This is a genomic window from Photobacterium atrarenae (assembly GCF_024380015.1).
Lineage (GTDB): Bacteria > Pseudomonadota > Gammaproteobacteria > Enterobacterales > Vibrionaceae > Photobacterium > Photobacterium atrarenae.
In genome coordinates this window covers 2377040-2397126 of sequence record NZ_CP101508.1, presented here as the reverse complement: position 1 = coordinate 2397126, position 20087 = coordinate 2377040, and the positions used below count along the sequence as shown (strand labels likewise).

The following is a 20087-nucleotide window of genomic DNA, read 5'->3' as shown; positions in this document are numbered from 1 at the left end:
ACAACAAATTACACTAAGGAATTGTGATAAATAAAGAGTCGGCAGGAAAAAATAATGAAAAAAAGGGGAATCTATAATTAAGTTCTTTTTCTACTGGCATGATTCTCTACTGGTGGCGGGCTGAGGAAGCGCAGATGATCAATGCCATCTTAAGCATACTAGCCAGATTGCATTTGGCGCGGCGCAATAGCACATATATTATGTGGTTAAACTATTGGCCAATATTGAGCTGGAACAATATTCAAAGTGAGTCGTCTCTCTATAATCGCTGTAGATATACCGCGACTGACAGAGCGCTGAGTGAGGTTTTCTTGACCGGGTTACAAACTGCCATTTCATCTCTTGTAGAATCAATTCAAGCTGCCGGCCCGTCGACACATCGTGTCAGTGTGGCGGTTTGCTGGCCGGAAACCGCCGATGTGATCGGCTGGATGGCCTCGCAGCCGATCTACCCCCAATTTTTCTGGCAAGCGCGCGACGGCCGGGAAACCGTTGTGGCCTTGGGTCAGCTACAGACATTTTCTGAGCCGGTTGCTGCAGAGCAAGCTGTTCGTGGCCAGCAGCGTGTCTGGGGCGGCCAGTCGTTTGATAGCCGGACGGTGCACAATCGCCGTTGTTTGTCCGCATTCTTTTTTCTGCCGGCGCTGGAGCTGAGCCAAACCCCGCAAGGTTGGCAACTGTCTGCCAATCTTGCGCCTGAGCACAAGGAAAGAACGGTGCAGGTTTTGCAGCAGTTAGTTCCGTCAGTGGCACGGATTCCGGCGATTCGCTGCGGGATCCGCCACCGGAGCGATACGCCGGATTTTGCCCAATGGTCAGAAACGCTGGACCAAGCGCTCCATGCGATTGAACAGGGAGCGTTGGATAAGGTGGTGCTGGCGCGCCGCACAACCTTGTCGTTGGACGGGACGCTGACGCCGGCACAGTTGCTGCAGGCCAGCCGCAGTAAAAACCACAGCAGTTTTCATTTTATGCTGGCCCAGGATGCCCGCCACGGTTTTGTCGGCTCGACGCCGGAGCGGCTGTTTCTGCGCCAGGCTGAGAGTTGCCGCACGGAAGCGCTGGCCGGGACGATTGCTCGTGGTCATGGCGAAGCCGAGGATTACCGCCTGGCACAATGGTTGCTGGAAGATAGTAAAAACCGCTATGAAAACCAGCTGGTGGTGGATGATATTGTTCAGCGACTGACGCCTTGCTGTAGCGAGCTGGCGGTGGCCGGCACACCCGAGCTGGTGAAGTTACGCCAGATCCAGCATCTCAAAAGAAGCATTTCTGCTGCGCTGAATATTGGCGTCACCAGTGCGGCGCTGCTTGAGTGTCTGCAGCCGACGGCAGCCATTGCCGGTTTGCCCCGGGACGCAGCGCTGGGGTTTATTGAAACTCATGAGCCGTTCGCCCGCGGTTGGTACAGTGGTGCCGTCGGTTATATCGGCCAGGCGCAGAGCGAGTTTTGCGTCGCGATCCGAAGCGCCCTGATGCAGGACGGTGAATTGCACTTGTTTGCCGGCGCCGGGATTGTACCCGGATCCACCGCTGTCAGTGAATGGCAGGAGCTGGAGCGTAAAACCGAGACCCTCAGCCATCTGCTCGGCGCAGAGAATACAGCGCCGGAGATACCGATGACATTAGACATGGCTCCGACCCGTGAACGAAACAGGGAGCGTAATACCGCATGACCATCCATCGCGCGACACCCGCCTGCCAGCCCGAGATCACGACGGATCACCGGGCCGGGCTGAACCGGCTCTGGGCACAATTGATGCTGGAAGAATTGTCCCGTCTCGGCGTGGAGCATGTTTGTATTGCGCCGGGATCCCGTTCGACTCCCTTGACTCTGGCGGCTGACCAGCACCCCCGTTTGACGCTCCATACCCACTTTGATGAACGCGGGCTCGGATTTATGGCGCTGGGACTGGCGAAAGCGGTGCAGGCACCGGTCGCGGTGATTGTCACTTCTGGTACAGCAGTGGCGAACCTGTTACCGGCGGTGGCCGAAGCGGGCCTGACTGGCGAAAAGCTGGTGCTGCTGACCTCAGATCGGCCGCCGGAGCTGATCCAGTGCGGGGCCAACCAGGCGATTCGACAGCCGGGGATTTTTTCCGATCATGTCACGGCCTGCCATGATATTCCTTCGCCGAGCCTGGATATTTGCCCGAGCTGGCTGCTGACGACCGTCGATGCGGCCATGTTCCAGCAGTCGCAGCGTGGCGGTGCGGTTCATTTTAATTGCCACTACCCGGAGCCGCTGTATGGCGAGGCTGGCCGGTTTACCCAGTATCTGGCTGCGCTGGGCAGCTGGCAAGCCGATACCCAGCCGTATACCCGGTTCCAGCGGGCCGACAGTGGCGCGGTGTGGGTCGAACCGGCACTCTGGTCGACGTTCGTGGCGCAGAAAGGGGTGATCCTGGCCGGGCGTTTAGCACCGGGCGAGCTGGATGCTGTGAAAGTACTGGCAGAACGGTTGGGCTGGCCGCTATTGGCTGATCCCCAGTCCGGCGGCTCCAGCGACTGGGCGGGCTATGATGTCTGGTTGCAAAATGAGGCATGCCGCCAGCATCTCAATCAGGCAGAGGTGATCCTCCAGTTTGGGGCCCGGCTGGTGTCAAAACGTCTGCTCGCGTTGATTGCCGCCCGGCAGTGGCAGCAGTATTGGTTAGTTGATCCGCTGACCGAACGGCTAGATCCTTCCCATCGTCGTAGCCGGCGGATCGTTGCAGCAGTGAAAGCCTGGGCAGAGGCCGCGACGCAGCAGGTCTACGAGTCGCCTTATCATGGCTGGGCCGCACCGCTGGCTCAGGCATCAACAGCCTACTTTACCCAACTGGCTGCGGATCGAACGGCGCTGGATGAAGTCAGCTTAGCGGTAAATCTGCCGGGTTGGCTGACGCCGGACACTGAATTGTTTCTGGGTAACAGCCTGATTGTCCGCTTGCTCGATATGTGTGGCCAGTTGCCGGATACCGCTGTATTCGCCAATCGCGGTGCTTCGGGCATTGATGGTTTGATTGCCACCGCCGCAGGGGTGCAACGCGCGCGACAAACACCGCTGCTGTGTGCACTGGGTGATACCTCGCTGCTCTATGATCTCAACTCCCTGGCGCTGCTGGGCCAGAGCGAGCTGCCGGTGGTGGTGATTGTGACCAACAATGATGGTGGGGGTATTTTTGATCTATTGCCGGTCCCGGACCAGCAGCGGGATCCGTTGTACAGGATGTCTCACGGCTTGTCATTTGAACACGCGGCGGCGATGTTCGGCATGACCTACGCGTGCCCGGGCACCCTGAAAACTGCTGAAGATGCCTGCCGTCAGGGGCTGAGCCGTCCCGGCGCGACGCTGATTGAAGTGAAAACGCCACCGGGACAGAGCGGGGCGTTGCTCCAGGCCTTGTTCGCTGAGATCAAACATGCCGCTTTACTCTGAATGTTGCTGCCACACAGGTGAACACGCAGGTGTTAGCCATGTATCGCAACCTGTATTGGTTTTCCTTCATGGCCTGCTCGGCAGCGGCCTGGACTGGGCCCCGGTGATCCGGCATTGCTCGAGCGCTTATCCCTGCCTGACCATTGATCTGCCCGGCCACGGCCAGAGCCGAGATATCACGGCTCTGGGATTTGACGACGTTAATCAGCAGATCTCTGACATCTTGTGTCAGTACGGGATCCGACGTTATGTCCTGATTGGCTATTCCATGGGTGCGCGATTGGGGATGTACCATGCCTGCATGCCGCGCCCGGCGAACGGGCCGACCCTTGTCGGGCTGGTGCTCGAAGGCGGTCATTTCGGTTTGCCTGAATCGCAGCGGGCAGCGCGGCTGGCGAATGATGAACACTGGGCGCAGCGTTTTATGGTTGGGCCGCCGGAGCAAGTGCTCTCGGATTGGTACCAACAGCCGGTCTTTGCCTCGCTTGATGCCGCACAGCGGCAATACCTGATCACCCAGCGCAGGGATTTGTTCGGCCCGGGCATCGCGCAGATGCTACGGGCAACTTCTCTGGCCAAGCAGCCGGTGTTGCTAGCGGCACTGGGCGAGCTGCCGTTGCCAGTTCACTATATTTGCGGGGAAAAGGATGCCAAATTCCGGGCACTGGCAGCATCGAGCGCGCTAGAGGTCAGCGTGATCCCGGCGGCAGGACATAATGTCCATGCAGAGCAACCGGACCTTTTCTCTGCGGCCTTAGCACAGTTTTTAATCCAATTTCAGTAGATGGAAGATATGACACGTCACGCGAAACTTTATCAATATCAGTTACCCATGGATTCGGGAGTTATTTTGCGCGCCCAGCGTCTGGCGATGCGTGAAGGCTGGGTGGTTGAACTCCGGGACGGAGGCCGCGTCGGCTACGGTGAAATTGCGCCGTTGCCGGAGTTCAGCACCGAGTCGCTGTCGCAAGCCGGCGAGCAGGCGCAAACATTGCTGACGCAATGGCAGGCGGGTGGGTCATTGGATTTGTCCGATACTTACCCTTCGGTTGCCTTTGGTCTCAGTATGGCGCTGCTGGAGTTGGCCGGGGAATTGCCGGCGCAAGGAAATTATCAGGTTGCCCCGCTGTGTTCGGGCGATCCGGATGAATTGGTTGAGCACCTCAGTCAGCTCCCGGGTGAGCCGGTGGCCAAAATGAAAGTCGGTATGTACGAGGCGGTGCGTGACGGGATGATCGCTAATATGTTTATCGAAGCGGTGCCGGGTATTCGACTGCGGCTGGATGCCAACCGTCAGTGGACACCACTCAAAGCGCGCCAGTTTGCCAAGTATGTCTCGCCGCAACACCGCGCGGGGATCGCGTTTCTTGAAGAGCCCTGCCGGACCCCGGCAGAGAGCCTGGCGTTTGCCGAGGAGACCGGGATCGCGATTGCCTGGGATGAAACTGTACGCGACCCGGGATTTACCGTGAAAGCGGAGCCTGGGGTAGCCGCGATAGTGATTAAACCGACTTTAGTCGGCTCGGTGCAACGCTGTCTGGATTTGGTTGCGGATGCTCGGGAGGCGGGGCTGATCCCGGTGATCAGCTCAAGTTTGGAATCGAGCCTGGGTTTGGGTCAACTGGCCCGGCTCGCGGCCTGGCAAACCCCTGAGGTGGTGCCGGGGCTTGATACCATGCAGCTGTTTCAGGCTCAACTGGAAACGCCGTGGCCGGATTGTGCGCTGCCGATCACCCCGCTGTCTTCGCTTGAGGTGGTATGGCAGCAGGACTAACAGGCATCAATTTTTCCACCTGGCCCTGGCAGCACTGGGCCGCCGGGCGGGCGGATGAGATAGCACTGTCGGATGGCGTCAGTCAATGGAGCTGGGCCGAAGTGGCGCGCCAGGTGGATAATTATGCCGCCGGGCTGGCCGCGCAAGGAGTCAAACCGGATCAGCTGGTGGCAATCATTGCGCCCAATTCAATTCAAACGGTCTGGCTGCTCCTGGCGGTGATGCGCATCGGTGCTCGCTCGGTGGGGCTGAATCCGAAAAGCAGTGCACCGGAGCTGGTTGAGCAATTGCGACGCCTGGCATGTGACTTTCTCTGGACGCCTTCGCCGAACGCCGAAGTTGCAGACCGTTATCCGGTGATTGAACTTCGGGGGGAGGAGGCTGCGTCGCCGGTCACGGTTGCGTGGCAACCGGAGCGGCCACTTACGCTGACGCTGACCTCTGGCTCGACCGGCCAGCCCAAAGCGGTGGTGCATGCTGCCCGGACGCACCTGGCCAGTGCGCAGGGCTTGCTGGCACAAATGGACTATCAGCCTGGTGACTGCTGGTTGCTGTCGCTGCCGCTGTTTCACATCTCCGGGATGGCGATCCTCTGGCGCTGGCTCTACCGTGGCGCTCAGCTTGTCGTGGCTGACGCAAGCGACTTGAATCAGGCCCTGTTGCAGGTGACGCATGCGTCTCTGGTGCCGACTCAGTTGCAGCGGTTCCTGGCTGAATGCCTCGATGATAGTCGTGATGAAAGCTCAGATGCTGTGAAGGCGGTTGTCAAGCTGAAAGAGGTGTTGCTGGGCGGGGCGATGATCCCGGTCGGCCTGACATCGCAGGCTGAGCAAGCCGGGATCCGCTGCTGGTGCGGCTACGGGATGACGGAAATGGCGTCGACCGTAACCGCCAAACTGGCCAATGCCAGTGCTGGCGTGGGGCAGGTGTTGCCGCAGCGTGAGCTGGTGATCCGGGACGGTGAGATTTGGGTACGGGGCGAGACTCTGGCGCTGGGCTATTACCGTAACCGGCAGATTGAACCGCTGTCGGCAGAGTCATGGTTTGCGACCAAAGACTTGGGAGTCTGGCTCGACGGTGAGCTGTTTATTCAGGGGCGAGCGGACAATATGTTTATCTCCGGCGGCGAGAATGTACAGCCGGAATCGATTGAGCAGGTGTTGCTGGCTCATCCCGCGGTGAGACAGGCTGTGGTGCTGCCGGTAGCGGATTCGGAATACGGGCAGCGTCCGGTGGCTCTCATCATGACTGAGGTGGAGCACGCGACTAAGCCGCTTTCCGAGTCACTCAAGCAAGATTTGCAGGCGTTTATGGCCGAGCAGGTGACGGCATTTCGCCGTCCGGTCGATTACCTGATGTTACCGGAACATCTTATCGGCAACGGTATCAAAATATCCCGCCGGCAACTGGCTGACTGGCTGGCGAGTCAATCTCTATAATCATTCCGGCTGAGTATTATCTGTTTTCGCCCCGCAGCGCCAGGATTTGCTCGCGCAACATGGTGCTGTTGGCCTCACCGGCTGCCACCGGCGGCCCGGCCACAATCTGGACCCGGGACCAGAAACGCTTCGGTAGCTTCAGCAGTGCCCGGCCGCCTTCCCGGCTGAAATAACTGCCCCACAACCCCTGCAGTGCCACCGGGATCACCGGTACCTGGGCCCGTTTGATGATCAGATCAATGCCGCGTAGAAAAGGGCCGATCTCGCCGTCATAGGTAAGCTGGCCCTCCGGGAAGACACAGACGATGTCGCCCTGGTCCAGATAGCCGTTCACTCTGGTAAAGGCTTTCATCACGGAGCGGCGGTCGGTGGCATCAATCGGGATCACCTTGCAGGCTGAGCAGAACGTCTTAATGAACGGGATGTTATAGATGTCTTTATCCATCAAGAAGCGGATCGGGCGCGGGCAGGCACCGGCCAGTAACAACGCGTCCATATAGCTGACATGGTTGCAGACGATCAGTGCACCGCCCTTGGCTGGAATATGGCTCAGATCTTTATGGCGAACCCGGTACAGGGTGTGGCTGACCAGCCAGACCAGAAAGCGCCAGAAAAAATCCGGTGCCTGGGTGTAGATATAGAGCATCACCGCGAGGTTGACCAACGCCAGGAACAGGAAAAACTGCGGGATAGACAAGCCCAGCGCAGACAAAAAGACAATGGCGGTGACGGCGCTGACTACCATAAAAATCGCGTTCCAGATGTTATTGGCGGCAATGATCTGGGCTCGCTCGTCTTCTTTCGCGCGGCTTTGCATCATGGCATAGAGTGGCACGATAAAAATCCCGCCGGAGACACCAAGCATCGTCAATGAGAAGAAGACTCGCCACAGTTCCGGCTGGCTGATAAATGTCACGATTGAGTCAGTCGCCGGGATCATAGCCGGGGTGGCAAGCATCAGATCGGCGCCGAACAGGGTGATCCCCAGGCTGCCTAACGGGACAATCCCCGGCTCGATGCGATGGCCCGAGAGGCGATCGCACAGCAGTGAGCCTATCGCAATGCCAATCGAGAACAGGGTCAGCAGGAAAGAGACCGAGGCGGCATTGCCACCGAGGTGGAGTTTGGCAAAATTCGGGAATTGGGTGAGGTAACTCGCCCCTAAAAACCAGAACCAGCTGATCCCGAGCACACACTGAAAAATGGTTTTATTTCTCCGGGCGATAGAGAGCGTGTGGCGGGTTTGGCGCACCGGATGCCAGCGAAAATGGCTGTCGGGCTTGCTGGGCGGGGCATCCGGGATCCAGCGCGAGCTGGTATAACCGATGAGCGCAAACACAACCACGCTGACGGCGGCGATGGTATGGGCGTTGGTCTGATTGGCGATAATTCCGGCCAGCAGGGTGCCGATCAGGATGGCGAGAAAAGTCCCGGTTTCGACCAGGGCGTTGCCGGAGACCAGCTCTTCTTTTCTCAGATGCTGAGGCAGCAGGGCGTATTTCGCCGGACCGAAGAAAGCCGATTGCGTGCCCATCAGAAACAGCAGCACCAGTAGGGCGGTGTAGCTTTCGGTGACAAAAGCGATGGCGGCAAGCGACATAATCACGATTTCGGCCAGCTTGACCTTGCGCATGATCAGCGCTTTATCGTATTTATCAGCCAGAACGCCGGCTGAGGCAGAAAACAGGAAAAAAGGCAGTATGAAAAGCCCGGCTGCCAGGTTGATCACCAGATCGGAGTCGACGGGCAGCGCACCGGGCGCGGCAAATGCGATCAGAATGAGCAGCACATTCTTATAAACATTGTCATTGAAAGCCCCGAATGCTTGAGTCAGGAAATAGGGAAGAAATCGTTGCTGAGTTAACAGGCGCGCCTGGGGCTTGCTGCTCATATTCGTCTCCGTTTAGGCCTCTGTCCGCCAGGCATTGAGATAGGTGTCGATCAGGTTATCAATCAGCGCTTTGCCGTCGACCGGCGTGGAAGTGAAGAGTTTGTCGTCGACACTCAGCAGCGTGATGCCATGAACGCCGGCCCATAACACCCGGCTCACCTCGAGGATGGCGTTATCCGTCTTGTTTGGGGTGATTTGGCGGATCAGGCCTTCGAGCATGCCCGTCATATTGTCGATCCGCTCTGCCTGCCAGTCCGGTAGCTCCTCGCCGTTCATGGTGTGTTGGAAAATGAGTTGCCAGCGATATGGGTGGCGTTGGGCAAAATCTAAGTAACAGTAGGCCAGTTTGCGCAGGGCCTCCTCAGGGGAAGTGACATGCTGCATTTCCGCTTCAGCTTCGGCAAACAATTCATCCAGGGTTTGGGCTACGGCTTGGAGTAGTAGCAGGTTATAATTGCCGAATACATTGACCAGGGTGCTCGGGACATAGCCAATCATGGCAGCGACTTTGCGTAAGCTCAGCTCGTGGTGTGGATGTTGCTCGAGAAAGTTTTTGACTTGCTCCAGTGTCATACTTACCAACTCTTCGCGAGTATGGTCGTTTCGTCTTGCCATTGAATGATTTCTCTTTAGCTAAAGTGCTTTACTCTTATCATTGTAATATGCGTACAGACCACGGGGGCCTCAGAGTCAGCAAAGGGAGATGTGCTGCAAACCGGCAGCAAAAAAGTATAGAACGATGTTCAATATTTTAGAGGCTCCCGCTTTGCGGGGTCAAGTTGAAACCCGGGCCGCGTCGGGAGCAGGGAAGGGGATGTGACTTTGGTCATAACCCGTGCCGAGACCCGGCCTGAGAATTGTACAATTCTTAGGGTTCAGGCCGTTTCCTGATTGCCGCTTTCGCGGTTGCGGATGGAGATCTGATCATTGAGTGTCCAGAAGTCAACCAGGACGCCAATCAGGAAAAAGCCCAGGGTCAGGAGATACAGGATCCCGGTCAGCCATTTCCCCATGTACATTCTGTGGACCCCGAACACTCCCAGAAATGTCAGCAACAGCCAGGCGACGGTGTAGTCAGTATCACCACTTTGAAAGCGCAGATCGGCTTCGCGATCCATGCTCGGAATTAAAAACAGGTCAATCAGCCAGCCGATGCCGAGCAGGCCCAAGGTCAGAAACCAGATCGTCCCGGTGACGGGTTTACCGTAGTAAAACCGGTGGGCCCCGGTAAACCCGAAGATCCAGAGTAAGTAGCCAATCAGTTTGCTGTGTGTATCTTGCATTATGTGCTTCTGCCTGTTGCCCAAAGTCTTCTAAGGATAGCCGTAAGCAGGGATGGGCGTAAATGTTTCAATTGGGTAAATATTTAGCATGCGCGTCGGGTATTTCTGCAGCAAGGTCTTGGCTAGCTGGTCGTAAAGCAGATTTTTGAAGATACATCGTAGTTAAATGTTCGTAACAATTTCACTGAGGGAGTGAGTTGACATTCAGGAGGTTGGCGTTAGGATGCCAAATTATCTAATTGGCAAAGGTATTCATTTCAATGAAACGCTTCTTCACGATGTTTGCGTTGATCCTGACGGTCTCTTTCATGACGCCGACGGATGTATACGCAAAGAAATTTGGCGGTGGTAAATCGTTTGGCAAAAGCCATAAAACGGCGCCGGTTCAGCAAAAACAGCAACAGACCGATACACTCAAGCAGCAACAACCAACTGCCGGAAAGTCCAGTAAGAAAGGCCTGATGGGTGGCCTGCTGGGTGGCTTACTGGCTGGTGGCCTGCTGGCGGCCTTCTTTGGCGGTGCCTTTGAAGGGATCCAGTTCATGGATATCCTGATTTTCGGCCTCATTGCCTTTGTGATCTTTAAGCTGTTCAAAACTATGCGTGGTGCAAAACGTACGCCAATGGGCCACCGGGAAGCGTATGCCGGTAATTCGACCCAACAGTACCGCCAGGCAGCGCCAGAAGCGCAGCAAACCGGGTTTTCTTCACAGCCGGCTTACGAGTCCACAGACGGTGATGTGCCGTTCAACCTGCCTCCGGGCTTTGATATGAACGGCTTCCTTAATGGCGCCCGCGAGCACTACCGGACGGTCCAGGGCGCGTGGAACCACAATGAGCTGGAGACCATTCGTGAGTACGTCAGCCCTGCGCTGATGGAAGATCTGACCGCTGAGCGTGCCAAGCTGGAGGGTGAGCAACATACCGAAGTGATGTACGTTGACGCTGAACTGGTTCGTGCGGATTATGACGCCAACGTGGCCCAGCTGAGCGTGAAATTCTCTGGTCGTTATAAAGACCGCCATGAAGGTGTGGAAGAAGACATTACCGATGTCTGGCACCTGGAGCGCGATCTGCGCGCCCCGAATGCACCTTGGCTGATTGTCGGAATCCAAGCATAAAGTTTGTCCTGACGGATTGAATCGCCCATACATAGAAAACCGCTCCCGGGAGCGGTTTTCTTTTATTGTGCGCCGAGCATGGCGTTGTTCTAGGAGGTGAAAGTCCTCTACGGGCTCAGTCGAGCGAGAACCGTTAGCCTATGCAAGGGTGCCCACCGTGAGGTGGGATCTGAAGGAAGCAAACGGCAAAACTTGGGTGTGACGAACAGAAACCTGATAGTAGGCCAGTACAACTTGGGTAACCTAGCAATATATAGAACAGCCCAATGCCTCGACGGGAAGTGTGTACGGGTAAATCAGGCACAGCCAAGGGAAAGAACAACGTCTTACCTCGGGAGATCTTACGACCTGTCTCGGATGAGACTAATACAACAGTGATGTTGTGTGACGGGTAATAAGAAGTCAGCAGAAGGCATAGTACCTTGGGGAAGTACAACCCAAGGGAAGGCCGGAACTGAATATATCAAGAAGCAGTCACTAGACACTCAATCATGTGGGGTCATAGCAAGATGAACAACATCTCTACGTACTACTGGGCAACACCGCAAGTGACGCTCATGGCCACGAAGAATGACAAGCATGATCGGCGTAGACAGGAGGACGAGTCTTGGTGACCTCAACTCAGTTGATGGAGCGGATCTGCTCCTCAACAAATCTGAACCAAGCCCTGAGAAGAGTGAAGAAGAACAAGGGATGTGCTGGGGTTGATAAACTCGACATAACAGCGACTATCTCGATGCTTCGGCAGTCTTCTAATGGGCAAGCGCTCCGCCAGAGCCTTCTGGACGGGAGCTACCAACCGCAACCCGTTCTGGGTGTAGAAATTCCCAAACCTAGCGGGGGAGTGAGGCAGCTAGGTATCCCAACTGTACTTGATAGGGTAGTCCAACAGGCCATTACCTCAGTACTGACAGATATCTACGAACCTCAGTTTTCAAGCAACAGTTATGGGTTCAGGCCTAACCGCAGTGCCCACCATGCATTGGTGGCAGCAAGCCACTACATCAGGGAGGGGCGGGGTTATGTAGTCGACATAGACCTGGCGAAATACTTCGATACTGTGAACCACGATAGACTGATGCACAGGCTATCGGAGGACATCACAGATAAACGGGTCCTGAAGCTGGTCAGGTCATACCTACAGGCAGGCATAATGCGAAACGGGTTAGTTGAGCAGAGGCAACGAGGGACGCCACAGGGTGGACCATTATCTCCGCTGCTATCAAATATCGTATTAGATGAGTTGGATAAAGAGCTTGAGCGAAGAGGGCATAAGTTCTGCCGATATGCAGACGACTGCCAAATCTACGTGCACAGTGAGGAAGCCGCCAATCGAGTAAAAGCCTCAATCACGGAGTTCTTGGAGCAGAAACTGAAACTCAGGGTTAACCGTGAGAAAAGTGCGGCAACGAGAGTGACAGAGCGGACTTACCTAGGCCATCGCTTTCAACGAGATGGAAGCATCCATATCTCGAAGACAGCACAAACTCAGATGAAGAAGCGAGTGCGTCAAATAACGAAGCGGAATCGAGGGCGAGAGTTGAAGACAGTCCTAGTCGAACTCACTCAATACCTAAGAGGTTGGCAACACTATTTCAAGCTTGCCATACGGAAAAGCGCGATGCAGCGCTTGGATGAATGGATAAGGCGGCGCTTACGGTGCTATCGCCTCAAGCAGCGCAAGCGCAGATACAGCATAGCGACATGGTTACGCCAAGAGGGTGTAAGCGAACGCAATGCGTGGAAGCTGGCGATGTCAGATAAAGGGTGGTGGCACTTGGCTTTATCGCCCCAGCTCAATCAGGCCATGCCAATGAAATGGTTCAAGGAGATGGGTCTGTACTCGTTGCGAGATGGGTACGAGTCACTGAAAATATATTCGGAACCGCCGTATGCGACCCACGCTTGTACGGTGGTGTGAGAGGACGGAGGCCGTGAGGCCTCCTCCTACTCGATTTCAATTCTTTGAAATAGATCGCTTTTTTGTATCGTCAAGTACACCTGAGATGATCTGCCTTCCTACTTTTCCTGCCCGGAGCCGCTAGTATTAAGTCATACGCAATGAACAATGAGGTGACTATGTCGTATACCCCAGAATTGGTTGATGAAATGAACCTGCTTGTGAAGTTTCCCATGCACAGCGACATGGAAGGGTTGAAGATCCATCATGATGCGGCCCCGCCAGTGATTGCTGCTGCCAAGCGGTTGTATGCTAAAGGGTTGGTGACGGACGAAGATGGTGGCTATCTGACGTATTCCGGCCATCAGGCGGTCGAGCATGCCAAATCGGCGCTGCGGATCCTGACTGGTAAAGTCGAAGTTGCTTAAAAAGTGACTCACCGGAGTTGGAAAACATGGCCCTCAGGTCATGCTTTCCAACTCCGTAATATTGCTCAGCGCCTGCTGGTTGGTACTGCCGCATAGATCCGGGCACGGCTTGAACTGATGACACACAGCCGGTCGTTCCGGTTTACCGAATAGTTTGCACAGGTTTCTTTCATTGAGCTGAATACACCGGACGCCAGCGGGTTTGCCTTCCGGCATCCCCGGGATGGGCGTCGAGATACTCGGCGCGATACAACAAGCGCCACAGCCTAAACGACACTCCATAATCAATACCAATCTAAAATCAAAAGCGGGGGCGAAAGTTATCACTCTCCGTCTTTGGGATCAAAGCATATTCCCCGTTGGGGTTGATAAATAATAATGACTCTTATTCAACTGGTTTATCCGATGGGATCCCGAGGAAAGGCTTGCACTTTGCCGGGCTGGCGGCTATAAAACCGCCTCCTTGGCGAATCCGGCCAGGGTGAAGAATCAAGACGAGGCGGTGTTATGGTACGTTTTTGGCAAGAGAAAGATCTGAAAGAAATGACAGATCAGGAGTGGGAATCTTTGTGTGATGGCTGCGGCAAGTGCTGCCTGCACAAGTTAATCGATGACGATACCGATGAAATCTACTACACCAATGTCGCTTGTAGCCTGCTGGATGATCAAACTTGCTCCTGTAAAGATTACCCGAACCGCTTTGCTTCCGGGGAAGAGTGCCTGAAGCTGACCCGCGAGCGCATTGACGAGTTTGTCTGGCTGCCGGAGACCTGCGCCTATCGTCTGCTCGCCGAAGGCAAGCCCCTGCCGGAATGGCACCCGCTTATCACCGGCTCGAAAGAAGCCATGCACAAAGCCGATGAATCAGTGCGCAATAAAGTGGTATATGAAATTGATGTGATTGACTGGGAAGACCACATTCTGAACCATCCTGGTCGATAGTTCTGCAATTGTAGCCCCAGCTGAGCTGGGGCTTTTTGTATCCAATGGATTATTTTTTTGGGAGGGAAGGCGCTTGTTTGCGGTGAGGTGTCAGGCCGCCAGCTGGCGCTGCGCCGCCAGTAAAATGTCGACAATCGGCGCGGCTTTGTTGTGGCGGCGGATATCGGCGAACAGCGCTTTGGCTTCAGGGTATTCGTGACGCAGGTAAGCAAACCACTGTTTGACCCGGTTCGGGTAGTACAGGCCTTTATCGCCCTTGATCTCGTATTCCGAGTAGCGCAGCAGCAGGGCCAGCACTTCGTCCCAGCGCATATGCGGGGCATCGTGCTTTACGACGTTCCCCAGATTCGGCAGGTTCAGGGCACCGCGACACACCATCAGCGCATCAGCCTGCGTGGTGGCCATGCAATCCTGACCATTTTGATAATTCCACACCTCGCCGTTGGCGACAATCGGCAGTGGTGACTTGGCTTTGAGCAGGCGGATATAATCCCATTTGATGGCTTCGGCCTTGTAGCCATCGGCTTTGGTACGCGCATGCACGGTCAGTTCATCAGCCTTTGCCTGTGCCACGGCATCGGCAATTTCAAAGCAGTGGCTCGGGCAATCCCATCCCAGGCGGACTTTGGCGGTGACCGGCAGCCGGGGATCGACCGCTTCACGCACAGACTTGACGATTTGATACATCAGTGCCGGATCTTGCAGCAACACGGCACCGCCCCGGCTCTTGTTGACGGACTTGGCCGGACAGCCAAAGTTGATATCGACGCCGGGGGATCCCAGTTCAACGACCCGGCGGGCGTTCTCCGCCATCCAGTGCGGGTCCTGGCCGAGCAGCTGAACCCGTACCGGAGTGCCGGAGGCGGTTTGGCCGCCTTGCTTGAGCTCGGGACACAAACGGTGAAAGACCCGATCCGGCAGTAGCTGATCTATCACTCGGACAAACTCGGTGACACAGAGGTCGTAGTCGTTGATTTCCGTCAGCATTTCCCGCATCAGGTGATCAAGCACACCTTCCATCGGGCCTAAAATTACTCGCATTGCTTCTTGCACCGTTCGTCTGGGATGAGGGGCGTGATTGTAGTGTGTTCCCCCAGCCTTGTCACCTAATCAGCGTGGGGGGATAAAGCAGCGCTGACGAGGTGCTTGCCGGTGGTGGTGGTCAGAGGGCCGAGGGTGTTTTCCATGGCTTGTAACGACAGGTTCACCATGGCTCTGGCGACGGTTTCTGCCGGGATCGGACGCAGGTGGGCCAGCGGCCCGAAAGTGAGCGGTTGCAGGAGCGCCGAGAGCCACTGCACGATTTGTTCATCCTTACGTGGGGAGGAACGTTCGCCCAGAAGCGGACCGGGGCGGACAAAAACGCAGTGCTCAAAATTCATTTTCAGCAGGGCTTTTTCCATTTTCCCTTTGCAGCGTAAATAGTGTGACGGCGACCATGGGCTGGCAAACAGGCTGGAGACGACCACCAGGTGTTTGACACCGAGCATCTGCATGGTTGCAGCAACAGCTTTGACCAGATGAACATCAACGGCCTCCAAGGCCTGACTGCTGCCGGCTTGCTTTTTGGTGGTACCGAGACAGATAAAGCCGATGGTCGGGATTGGATCGGCATCGCTCCACTCGGTGACCCGCAGCTCAGGATGAATGAGTTGGCTCAGCTTCTTGCTGTGAAAAGGCAACTGGCGTCGGGAGAGGGCGTAGATTTTCCCGAATTGGTCATGGCCCAGCAGCTGATGCAGCAGTTCATCGCCGACGAGTCCGCTGGCTCCGGCAATAATGGCGTTGGCTTGTCCGTAAGGCATAAATCAATCCTGATGCAGGTTACTTGCTCATTTTTGCCGATAATTGCATTAAAATTCAACAGGGAATATACCGCTCTGATTCACGTTTTTGTCGATGCCTGAAGGGGGAGCAAGCCCGCGCCGGCAAAGGTGTTGTCGGGTTCGCTTCCGTGTATAATTTGCGCTTACTCAAAATGGCCGAATGAACCGGATAATGATGACAGAATTAGTGACTTTACCTGCAGACTGGGAAGGTATGCCGGCTTCCTTTATTGAAGGGGCCCTGTTGGCTGCGAACGCCAATCCGAAGCCGATGGAGCCGGAGATCTGGTTGCCGGTGTTGTTGACCGGTGGCGTCGTTGAAGAGGAGCCGGTATTGCTGCCTGAAGCGCAGAAGAAAGTGCTGCTGGCCCATTTCGAGTTGCAGTACTGCCGGATGAAGGCGGGTGAGTACCAGCTGCCGCACGTCCTGGACTGGCAACCGGATACCGGCGTGACAGAAGATCTGCGCTATTTCGCTGAAGGATTTCTCGCGGTTTGGCCGTATATTGAACCCAATTGGGGGGAACAGCCGCTCTCTGATGGGACTATGCGGATGCTGTCGGCCTTGCTGACTACCTGCATGCTGCTGGTCGATGAAGCCGGTACCCTGGCACAAATGCAGGAAGCTGGTGTTGAAAGGATGCCGGCACCGGAAGCTTTGTACCCGCAGCTTGGCTTGATGCTCAATGAAGTGGTGATGGCGGCCGATGAGTTGCAGCAGGGCGGTGGTGCGCAGGCGGTGAATCCGTATAAAACCGTTGGTCGTAATGATGATTGTCCATGCGGAAGCGGCAAGAAATTCAAGCAGTGCTGCGGTCAGTGATGGCCTCGCAGCCGCAGGTGATCCAGGTGGTGGCCGGGGTGATTGAAAAGTCGGGGCGGTATTTGCTGGCTCAGCGGCCGGCAGGTGCCAGTCAGGGCAATCTTTGGGAATTTCCGGGTGGGAAAGTCGAGCGCGGTGAAACGCCGGCGCAGGCTTTAGCGCGGGAATTGCATGAAGAGCTGGCGATCACCACCCGGACCGGGGACTGGCTGGCCGACAGCGTGTTTGATTACGGTGATAAGGTGATCCACCTCAAAGGTTATCTGAGTCACTGGCAGGCGGGAGAGTTGGCGCTGCACAGCCATCAGGATGCGGTCTGGGTCACGGCAGACGAGATGGCCCGTTATACCCTGTGTCCGGCAGATTTGCCGATTGTCGAAGCGCTGCTGCAACGTGAACGTGGCTGAGCATTCAAAGTCGAAAAGCTGGGTTATTTTTGATTTTTTCCAGGTCAGACAAAAAACGGCGTCCCTGAAACCAGGGACGCCGTTTTTATGCTTTATCAATGAATGCTAACTTCGCAACACTCAGGCTGCTTTTTTGCCGACAAACTGGGCAGTTACGATCACTACCAGCGCTACCAGGTTGGCGGCAAAAATAATCACCAACCACTGCGGCATCGACTGCCCCAGAAACGTCCAGACGACTTTGCTGCAATCTCCGGTGGCTTCGAACATCCACGGCACCCACTGGTTGAGGGGGGCCCATTCCGGAAAGCGGACGAACAGATCGCAGGTGGCAAATGGTGACGGGTTGAACTGATAGCCGACATGCTCATTGGCCAGGGCCAGACCCCAGTAAGCGCTGGCGCCCCAGCCGGCCAGTCCCAGCCAGCGAAAGACGATGTTTTGTGGTGCGACCAGGCCGACCAGTGCGGCGACGCCGACGCCCAGCATGGCAACCCGTTCGTAAATACACATGACGCAGGGATCGAGCTTCATCACATGTTGGAAGAACAAGGCGCAGGCTTCAAAAAAGATGACAAATAAAAGCAACAGTCCCCAGGAGAGGCGACTTTTGGAAAAAGAGTTCAGAAATTGCATCGAGTGTTCTCGCTCAAGGTTATACCTGGGTGTTGCTGGCTGCCTGTTGTCAGGGTCGGCATATCCACCGTAGGTATCAAAAGAAGGCCCTGATGAATCAGGGCCTTGAGTTGTTTAGTTCGACACTTATCTTTACCAAAGATTCCGTTAATGTCCAGCTGACGGCGCAATATGTGACACAGCTTCCGCTGCATGCTGGGTCAGCCAGCCCATGTCATAGAACCAGTCGGTCATCGGTACCAGCATAAATTCAATCCCGGCCAGGCCAACCATGGAAAGCACCAGCGTATAGGGCAGCGCCATGTATACCATCCGGCCATAGGAGAGGCGGATCAACGGCGCCAGCGCCGAGGTCAAGGCGAACAGGAAGGCTGCCTGACCGTTCGGGGTTGCAACTGATGGCAAGTTGGTTCCGGTGTTAATCGCTACGGCCAGCATATCGAACTGATCCCGCGTAATCGCGCCTTCCAGCAGCGCAGATTTAACTTCGTTTATATAAACCGTACCGACAAACACGTTGTCGGACACCATCGACAGCAGGCCGTTGGCGATGTAGAACATCGTCATTTGCGCACTGCCTTCCAGGCTCAGCACCATATGGATGATCGGGGCAAACAGTTTCTGGTCGATGATCACTGCAACGATGGAGAAAAACACGGCCAACAGGGCGGTAAACGGCAGGGCTTCTTCGAACGCTTTGCCCAGCGCGTGTTCTTCGGTGATCCCGGTAAACGAGGTGGCCAGGATGATCACTGTCAGACCGATCAGGCCGACAGCTGCCAGGTGCATGGCCAGGCCAACGATCAGCCACACGGCAATCACCACTTGCGCGGCCAGCTTTGCATAATCCAGGTTGGTGCGGGTTTTGCGCTCTTCGTTATCAAAGTCGACCAGGATTTTGCGTACGTTTTCCGGCAGCTGGGCACCATAACCACACAGCTGGAACTTCTCCACCAAGACAGTCGTAATCACACCACAGATAAAGACAGGCACGGTCACAGGTGCCATACGCAGAATAAATTCACCAAACAACCAACCTGCCTGATCGGCAATGATCAGGTTTTGCGGTTCGCCGACCATGGTCATCACGCCGCCCAGTGCGGTACCGATCCCGGCATGCATCAACAGGCTGCGCAGGAAAGCACGGTAGTTTTCCAGATCGTTGCGGCTGACTTCCCGAATATGCAAATCCGTGGTGTGGTCGTGGCTGGCGTGCGGTTCGCGGCCAGAGGCCACTTTGTGGTAGATGCTATAGAAGCCAATCGTGACGCTGATCACGACCGCGATGACGGTCAGGGCATCGAGGAAGGCGGACAGAAACGCAGCCATGACGACGAAAGACAGTGACAACAGGGTTTTCGAGCGTACGTTGATCAGGATCTTGGTGAAGATGAACAGCAGCAGCTGTTTCATAAAGTAGATCCCGGCCACCATGAAAATTAGCAGCAGCAGCACTTCGATGTTGGCCACCAGTTCGTGTTTCACCTGCGCCGGGCTGGTCATCCCAATCGCCACGGCTTCAATCGCCAGCAGGCCGCCGGGTTGCAGGGGATAGCATTTGAGGGCCATGGCCAGGGTGAAAATAAATTCGATTACCAGTAGCCAGCCAGCGACAAAGGGATCGATGAGGAAAAAGACAATCGGATTGATGATGAGAAAGGCAATAATTGCCAGTTTGTACCAGTCGGGGGCCTTACCCAGGAAATTCTTGATAAAGGCGTTCCCTAACGAAATAGCCATGGTTTTGGATCTCTTATTATAAATGCATAAATATGTGCGACAATTGATTGAACCGGACGCTATCTTGCCCTTGCTGTCTGAAAGTCGGCCACATCTTCGGCGATTGTTCTTTTGAGACCCTTAAGTGAAAAACCATGAAAACCATGGTTTTTCACTTAAAGCAGGCAGCAGCATCCGTTCAGCTCCCGTTAAAAATCGTGCTCACTGTACCTTTTGATCTAGATCAGTCAAGTGGGAAAAGTGGGCATCTTGTATTAATTGAAAACTCGTCACTAAACGGCAGCAAAACGGAGCTAGATTACCATGAACTGAAATATTTTCTTACAATTCAAAGCAAACATTGAGCGTAGTCAAATTTATCAGAGCAAGGTCAAACATCGCGTTTACAAGTGCGTCAAAGTTTCTTCCTTGGCTGAACTAGTGGTATGATGAGTTTATAAATATTAGGCAAGAAGC

20 protein-coding genes are annotated in these 20087 nt (G+C 55.3%); 12 read left to right on the top strand and 8 right to left on the bottom strand.

The genetic code is table 11. The features are described 5' to 3' along the window. Nucleotides 1-311: 311 nt before the first annotated feature. Genes NNL38_RS11250 through menE form a run of 5 tightly spaced genes read left to right on the top strand, consistent with a single transcriptional unit; the run spans nucleotide 312 to nucleotide 6634 of the window. Complete coding sequence (locus tag NNL38_RS11250) at nucleotides 312-1676, top strand: isochorismate synthase (protein WP_255388127.1); 1365 nt, start codon at nucleotides 312-314, stop codon at nucleotides 1674-1676. Next, on the top strand, nucleotides 1673-3421 hold the full coding sequence (gene menD, locus NNL38_RS11245; RefSeq protein WP_255388126.1) for a 2-succinyl-5-enolpyruvyl-6-hydroxy-3-cyclohexene-1-carboxylic-acid synthase: 1749 nt from the start codon (nucleotides 1673-1675) through the stop codon (nucleotides 3419-3421). Before NNL38_RS11250 ends, menD begins: the two co-directional genes overlap by 4 nt. Then, nucleotides 3405-4205: a 2-succinyl-6-hydroxy-2,4-cyclohexadiene-1-carboxylate synthase gene (gene menH / locus NNL38_RS11240; protein WP_255388125.1), complete on the top strand. Its 801-nt coding sequence runs from the start codon at nucleotides 3405-3407 to the stop codon at nucleotides 4203-4205. Before menD ends, menH begins: the two co-directional genes overlap by 17 nt. A 9-nt stretch (nucleotides 4206-4214) precedes the next feature. Beyond that, the gene (gene menC / locus NNL38_RS11235; protein ID WP_255388124.1) at nucleotides 4215-5195 is read left to right on the top strand and encodes an o-succinylbenzoate synthase; all 981 of its coding nucleotides are present in this window, start codon (nucleotides 4215-4217) and stop codon (nucleotides 5193-5195) included. Continuing rightward, nucleotides 5180-6634 carry an o-succinylbenzoate--CoA ligase gene (gene menE, locus NNL38_RS11230; RefSeq protein ID WP_255388123.1) on the top strand — a complete coding sequence of 485 codons (1455 nt, stop codon included), beginning with the start codon at nucleotides 5180-5182 and terminating at the stop codon, nucleotides 6632-6634. The genes menC and menE overlap by 16 nt, the downstream gene beginning before the upstream one ends. Nucleotides 6635-6650: 16 nt before the next feature. Here the strand turns inward: menE and NNL38_RS11225 are convergent, their stop codons facing one another. The 3 genes from NNL38_RS11225 to NNL38_RS11215 all read right to left on the bottom strand — a co-directional run bounded on the left by NNL38_RS11225 (nucleotide 6651) and on the right by NNL38_RS11215 (nucleotide 9808). After that, nucleotides 6651-8525 (bottom strand): MFS transporter, encoded by a 1875-nt coding sequence (locus NNL38_RS11225; RefSeq protein ID WP_255388122.1) that lies wholly within the window; start codon nucleotides 8523-8525, stop codon nucleotides 6651-6653. 12 nt (nucleotides 8526-8537) lie between these two features. Next, the gene (locus NNL38_RS11220; protein ID WP_255388121.1) at nucleotides 8538-9140 is read right to left on the bottom strand and encodes a TetR/AcrR family transcriptional regulator; all 603 of its coding nucleotides are present in this window, start codon (nucleotides 9138-9140) and stop codon (nucleotides 8538-8540) included. A 260-nt stretch (nucleotides 9141-9400) separates the two neighbouring features. Further along, the gene (locus NNL38_RS11215) at nucleotides 9401-9808 is read right to left on the bottom strand and encodes an NINE protein (RefSeq protein WP_255388120.1); all 408 of its coding nucleotides are present in this window, start codon (nucleotides 9806-9808) and stop codon (nucleotides 9401-9403) included. Between the two features lie 260 nt (nucleotides 9809-10068). Here NNL38_RS11215 and NNL38_RS11210 point away from each other — a divergent pair, with 260 nt between their 5' ends. The 3 genes from NNL38_RS11210 to NNL38_RS11200 all read left to right on the top strand — a co-directional run bounded on the left by NNL38_RS11210 (nucleotide 10069) and on the right by NNL38_RS11200 (nucleotide 13257). Then, nucleotides 10069-10929 (top strand): Tim44 domain-containing protein, encoded by an 861-nt coding sequence (locus NNL38_RS11210; RefSeq protein WP_255388119.1) that lies wholly within the window; start codon nucleotides 10069-10071, stop codon nucleotides 10927-10929. A 628-nt stretch (nucleotides 10930-11557) separates the two neighbouring features. Continuing rightward, the gene (ltrA, locus tag NNL38_RS11205) at nucleotides 11558-12850 is read left to right on the top strand and encodes a group II intron reverse transcriptase/maturase (RefSeq protein ID WP_369414611.1); all 1293 of its coding nucleotides are present in this window, start codon (nucleotides 11558-11560) and stop codon (nucleotides 12848-12850) included. Between the two features lie 158 nt (nucleotides 12851-13008). Beyond that, nucleotides 13009-13257, top strand: coding sequence for a TIGR02647 family protein (locus NNL38_RS11200; RefSeq protein WP_255388118.1), 249 nt, complete (start codon nucleotides 13009-13011; stop codon nucleotides 13255-13257). 33 nt (nucleotides 13258-13290) lie between these two features. Here the strand turns inward: NNL38_RS11200 and NNL38_RS11195 are convergent, their stop codons facing one another. Next, on the bottom strand, nucleotides 13291-13539 hold the full coding sequence (locus NNL38_RS11195; protein WP_255388117.1) for a YkgJ family cysteine cluster protein: 249 nt from the start codon (nucleotides 13537-13539) through the stop codon (nucleotides 13291-13293). Nucleotides 13540-13764: 225 nt separating this feature from the next. On the opposite strand from NNL38_RS11195, the gene NNL38_RS11190 reads away from it, so the two are divergent. After that, complete coding sequence (locus NNL38_RS11190; RefSeq protein WP_255388116.1) at nucleotides 13765-14199, top strand: YcgN family cysteine cluster protein; 435 nt, start codon at nucleotides 13765-13767, stop codon at nucleotides 14197-14199. A 90-nt stretch (nucleotides 14200-14289) separates the two neighbouring features. Here NNL38_RS11190 and dusC read toward each other — a convergent pair whose 3' ends face one another. Then, nucleotides 14290-15240, bottom strand: coding sequence for a tRNA dihydrouridine(16) synthase DusC (gene dusC / locus NNL38_RS11185; protein WP_255388115.1), 951 nt, complete (start codon nucleotides 15238-15240; stop codon nucleotides 14290-14292). Nucleotides 15241-15305: 65 nt separating this feature from the next. Then, the gene (locus NNL38_RS11180; RefSeq protein ID WP_255388114.1) at nucleotides 15306-16004 is read right to left on the bottom strand and encodes an NAD-dependent epimerase/dehydratase family protein; all 699 of its coding nucleotides are present in this window, start codon (nucleotides 16002-16004) and stop codon (nucleotides 15306-15308) included. Nucleotides 16005-16200: 196 nt separating this feature from the next. Here NNL38_RS11180 and NNL38_RS11175 point away from each other — a divergent pair, with 196 nt between their 5' ends. Together NNL38_RS11175 and NNL38_RS11170 are read left to right on the top strand one after the other, a co-directional pair. Then, nucleotides 16201-16848: an SEC-C metal-binding domain-containing protein gene (locus tag NNL38_RS11175; protein ID WP_255390624.1), complete on the top strand. Its 648-nt coding sequence runs from the start codon at nucleotides 16201-16203 to the stop codon at nucleotides 16846-16848. Continuing rightward, nucleotides 16833-17255, top strand: coding sequence for a (deoxy)nucleoside triphosphate pyrophosphohydrolase (locus NNL38_RS11170; protein ID WP_255388113.1), 423 nt, complete (start codon nucleotides 16833-16835; stop codon nucleotides 17253-17255). The genes NNL38_RS11175 and NNL38_RS11170 overlap by 16 nt, the downstream gene beginning before the upstream one ends. Nucleotides 17256-17375: 120 nt before the next feature. Here NNL38_RS11170 and dsbB read toward each other — a convergent pair whose 3' ends face one another. Together dsbB and nhaB are read right to left on the bottom strand one after the other, a co-directional pair. Then, nucleotides 17376-17891: a disulfide bond formation protein DsbB gene (gene dsbB / locus NNL38_RS11165; protein WP_255388112.1), complete on the bottom strand. Its 516-nt coding sequence runs from the start codon at nucleotides 17889-17891 to the stop codon at nucleotides 17376-17378. Nucleotides 17892-18038: 147 nt separating this feature from the next. Continuing rightward, entirely contained in the window at nucleotides 18039-19631 is a 1593-nt protein-coding gene (gene nhaB, locus NNL38_RS11160) for a Na(+)/H(+) antiporter NhaB (RefSeq protein WP_255388111.1), read from the bottom strand. Nucleotides 19632-19765: 134 nt separating this feature from the next. On the opposite strand from nhaB, the gene NNL38_RS11155 reads away from it, so the two are divergent. Next, nucleotides 19766-19975: a hypothetical protein gene (locus NNL38_RS11155; RefSeq protein ID WP_255388110.1), complete on the top strand. Its 210-nt coding sequence runs from the start codon at nucleotides 19766-19768 to the stop codon at nucleotides 19973-19975. Nucleotides 19976-20087: the final 112 nt, after the last annotated feature.

Coding starts and splice junctions, on each gene's coding strand:
- menD (WP_255388126.1), top strand. CDS start 1,673: ATGACCATCCATCGCGCGACACCCGCCTGCCAGCCCGAGATCACGACG.
- menH (WP_255388125.1), top strand. CDS start 3,405: ATGCCGCTTTACTCTGAATGTTGCTGCCACACAGGTGAACACGCAGGT.
- menC (WP_255388124.1), top strand. CDS start 4,215: ATGACACGTCACGCGAAACTTTATCAATATCAGTTACCCATGGATTCG.
- menE (WP_255388123.1), top strand. CDS start 5,180: ATGGCAGCAGGACTAACAGGCATCAATTTTTCCACCTGGCCCTGGCAG.
- NNL38_RS11225 (WP_255388122.1), bottom strand. CDS start 8,525: ATGAGCAGCAAGCCCCAGGCGCGCCTGTTAACTCAGCAACGATTTCTT.
- NNL38_RS11220 (WP_255388121.1), bottom strand. CDS start 9,140: ATGGCAAGACGAAACGACCATACTCGCGAAGAGTTGGTAAGTATGACA.
- NNL38_RS11215 (WP_255388120.1), bottom strand. CDS start 9,808: ATGCAAGATACACACAGCAAACTGATTGGCTACTTACTCTGGATCTTC.
- NNL38_RS11210 (WP_255388119.1), top strand. CDS start 10,069: ATGAAACGCTTCTTCACGATGTTTGCGTTGATCCTGACGGTCTCTTTC.
- ltrA (WP_369414611.1), top strand. CDS start 11,558: ATGGAGCGGATCTGCTCCTCAACAAATCTGAACCAAGCCCTGAGAAGA.
- NNL38_RS11200 (WP_255388118.1), top strand. CDS start 13,009: ATGTCGTATACCCCAGAATTGGTTGATGAAATGAACCTGCTTGTGAAG.
- NNL38_RS11195 (WP_255388117.1), bottom strand. CDS start 13,539: ATGGAGTGTCGTTTAGGCTGTGGCGCTTGTTGTATCGCGCCGAGTATC.
- NNL38_RS11190 (WP_255388116.1), top strand. CDS start 13,765: ATGGTACGTTTTTGGCAAGAGAAAGATCTGAAAGAAATGACAGATCAG.
- dusC (WP_255388115.1), bottom strand. CDS start 15,240: ATGCGAGTAATTTTAGGCCCGATGGAAGGTGTGCTTGATCACCTGATG.
- NNL38_RS11180 (WP_255388114.1), bottom strand. CDS start 16,004: ATGCCTTACGGACAAGCCAACGCCATTATTGCCGGAGCCAGCGGACTC.
- NNL38_RS11175 (WP_255390624.1), top strand. CDS start 16,201: ATGACAGAATTAGTGACTTTACCTGCAGACTGGGAAGGTATGCCGGCT.
- dsbB (WP_255388112.1), bottom strand. CDS start 17,891: ATGCAATTTCTGAACTCTTTTTCCAAAAGTCGCCTCTCCTGGGGACTG.
- nhaB (WP_255388111.1), bottom strand. CDS start 19,631: ATGGCTATTTCGTTAGGGAACGCCTTTATCAAGAATTTCCTGGGTAAG.
- NNL38_RS11155 (WP_255388110.1), top strand. CDS start 19,766: ATGAAAACCATGGTTTTTCACTTAAAGCAGGCAGCAGCATCCGTTCAG.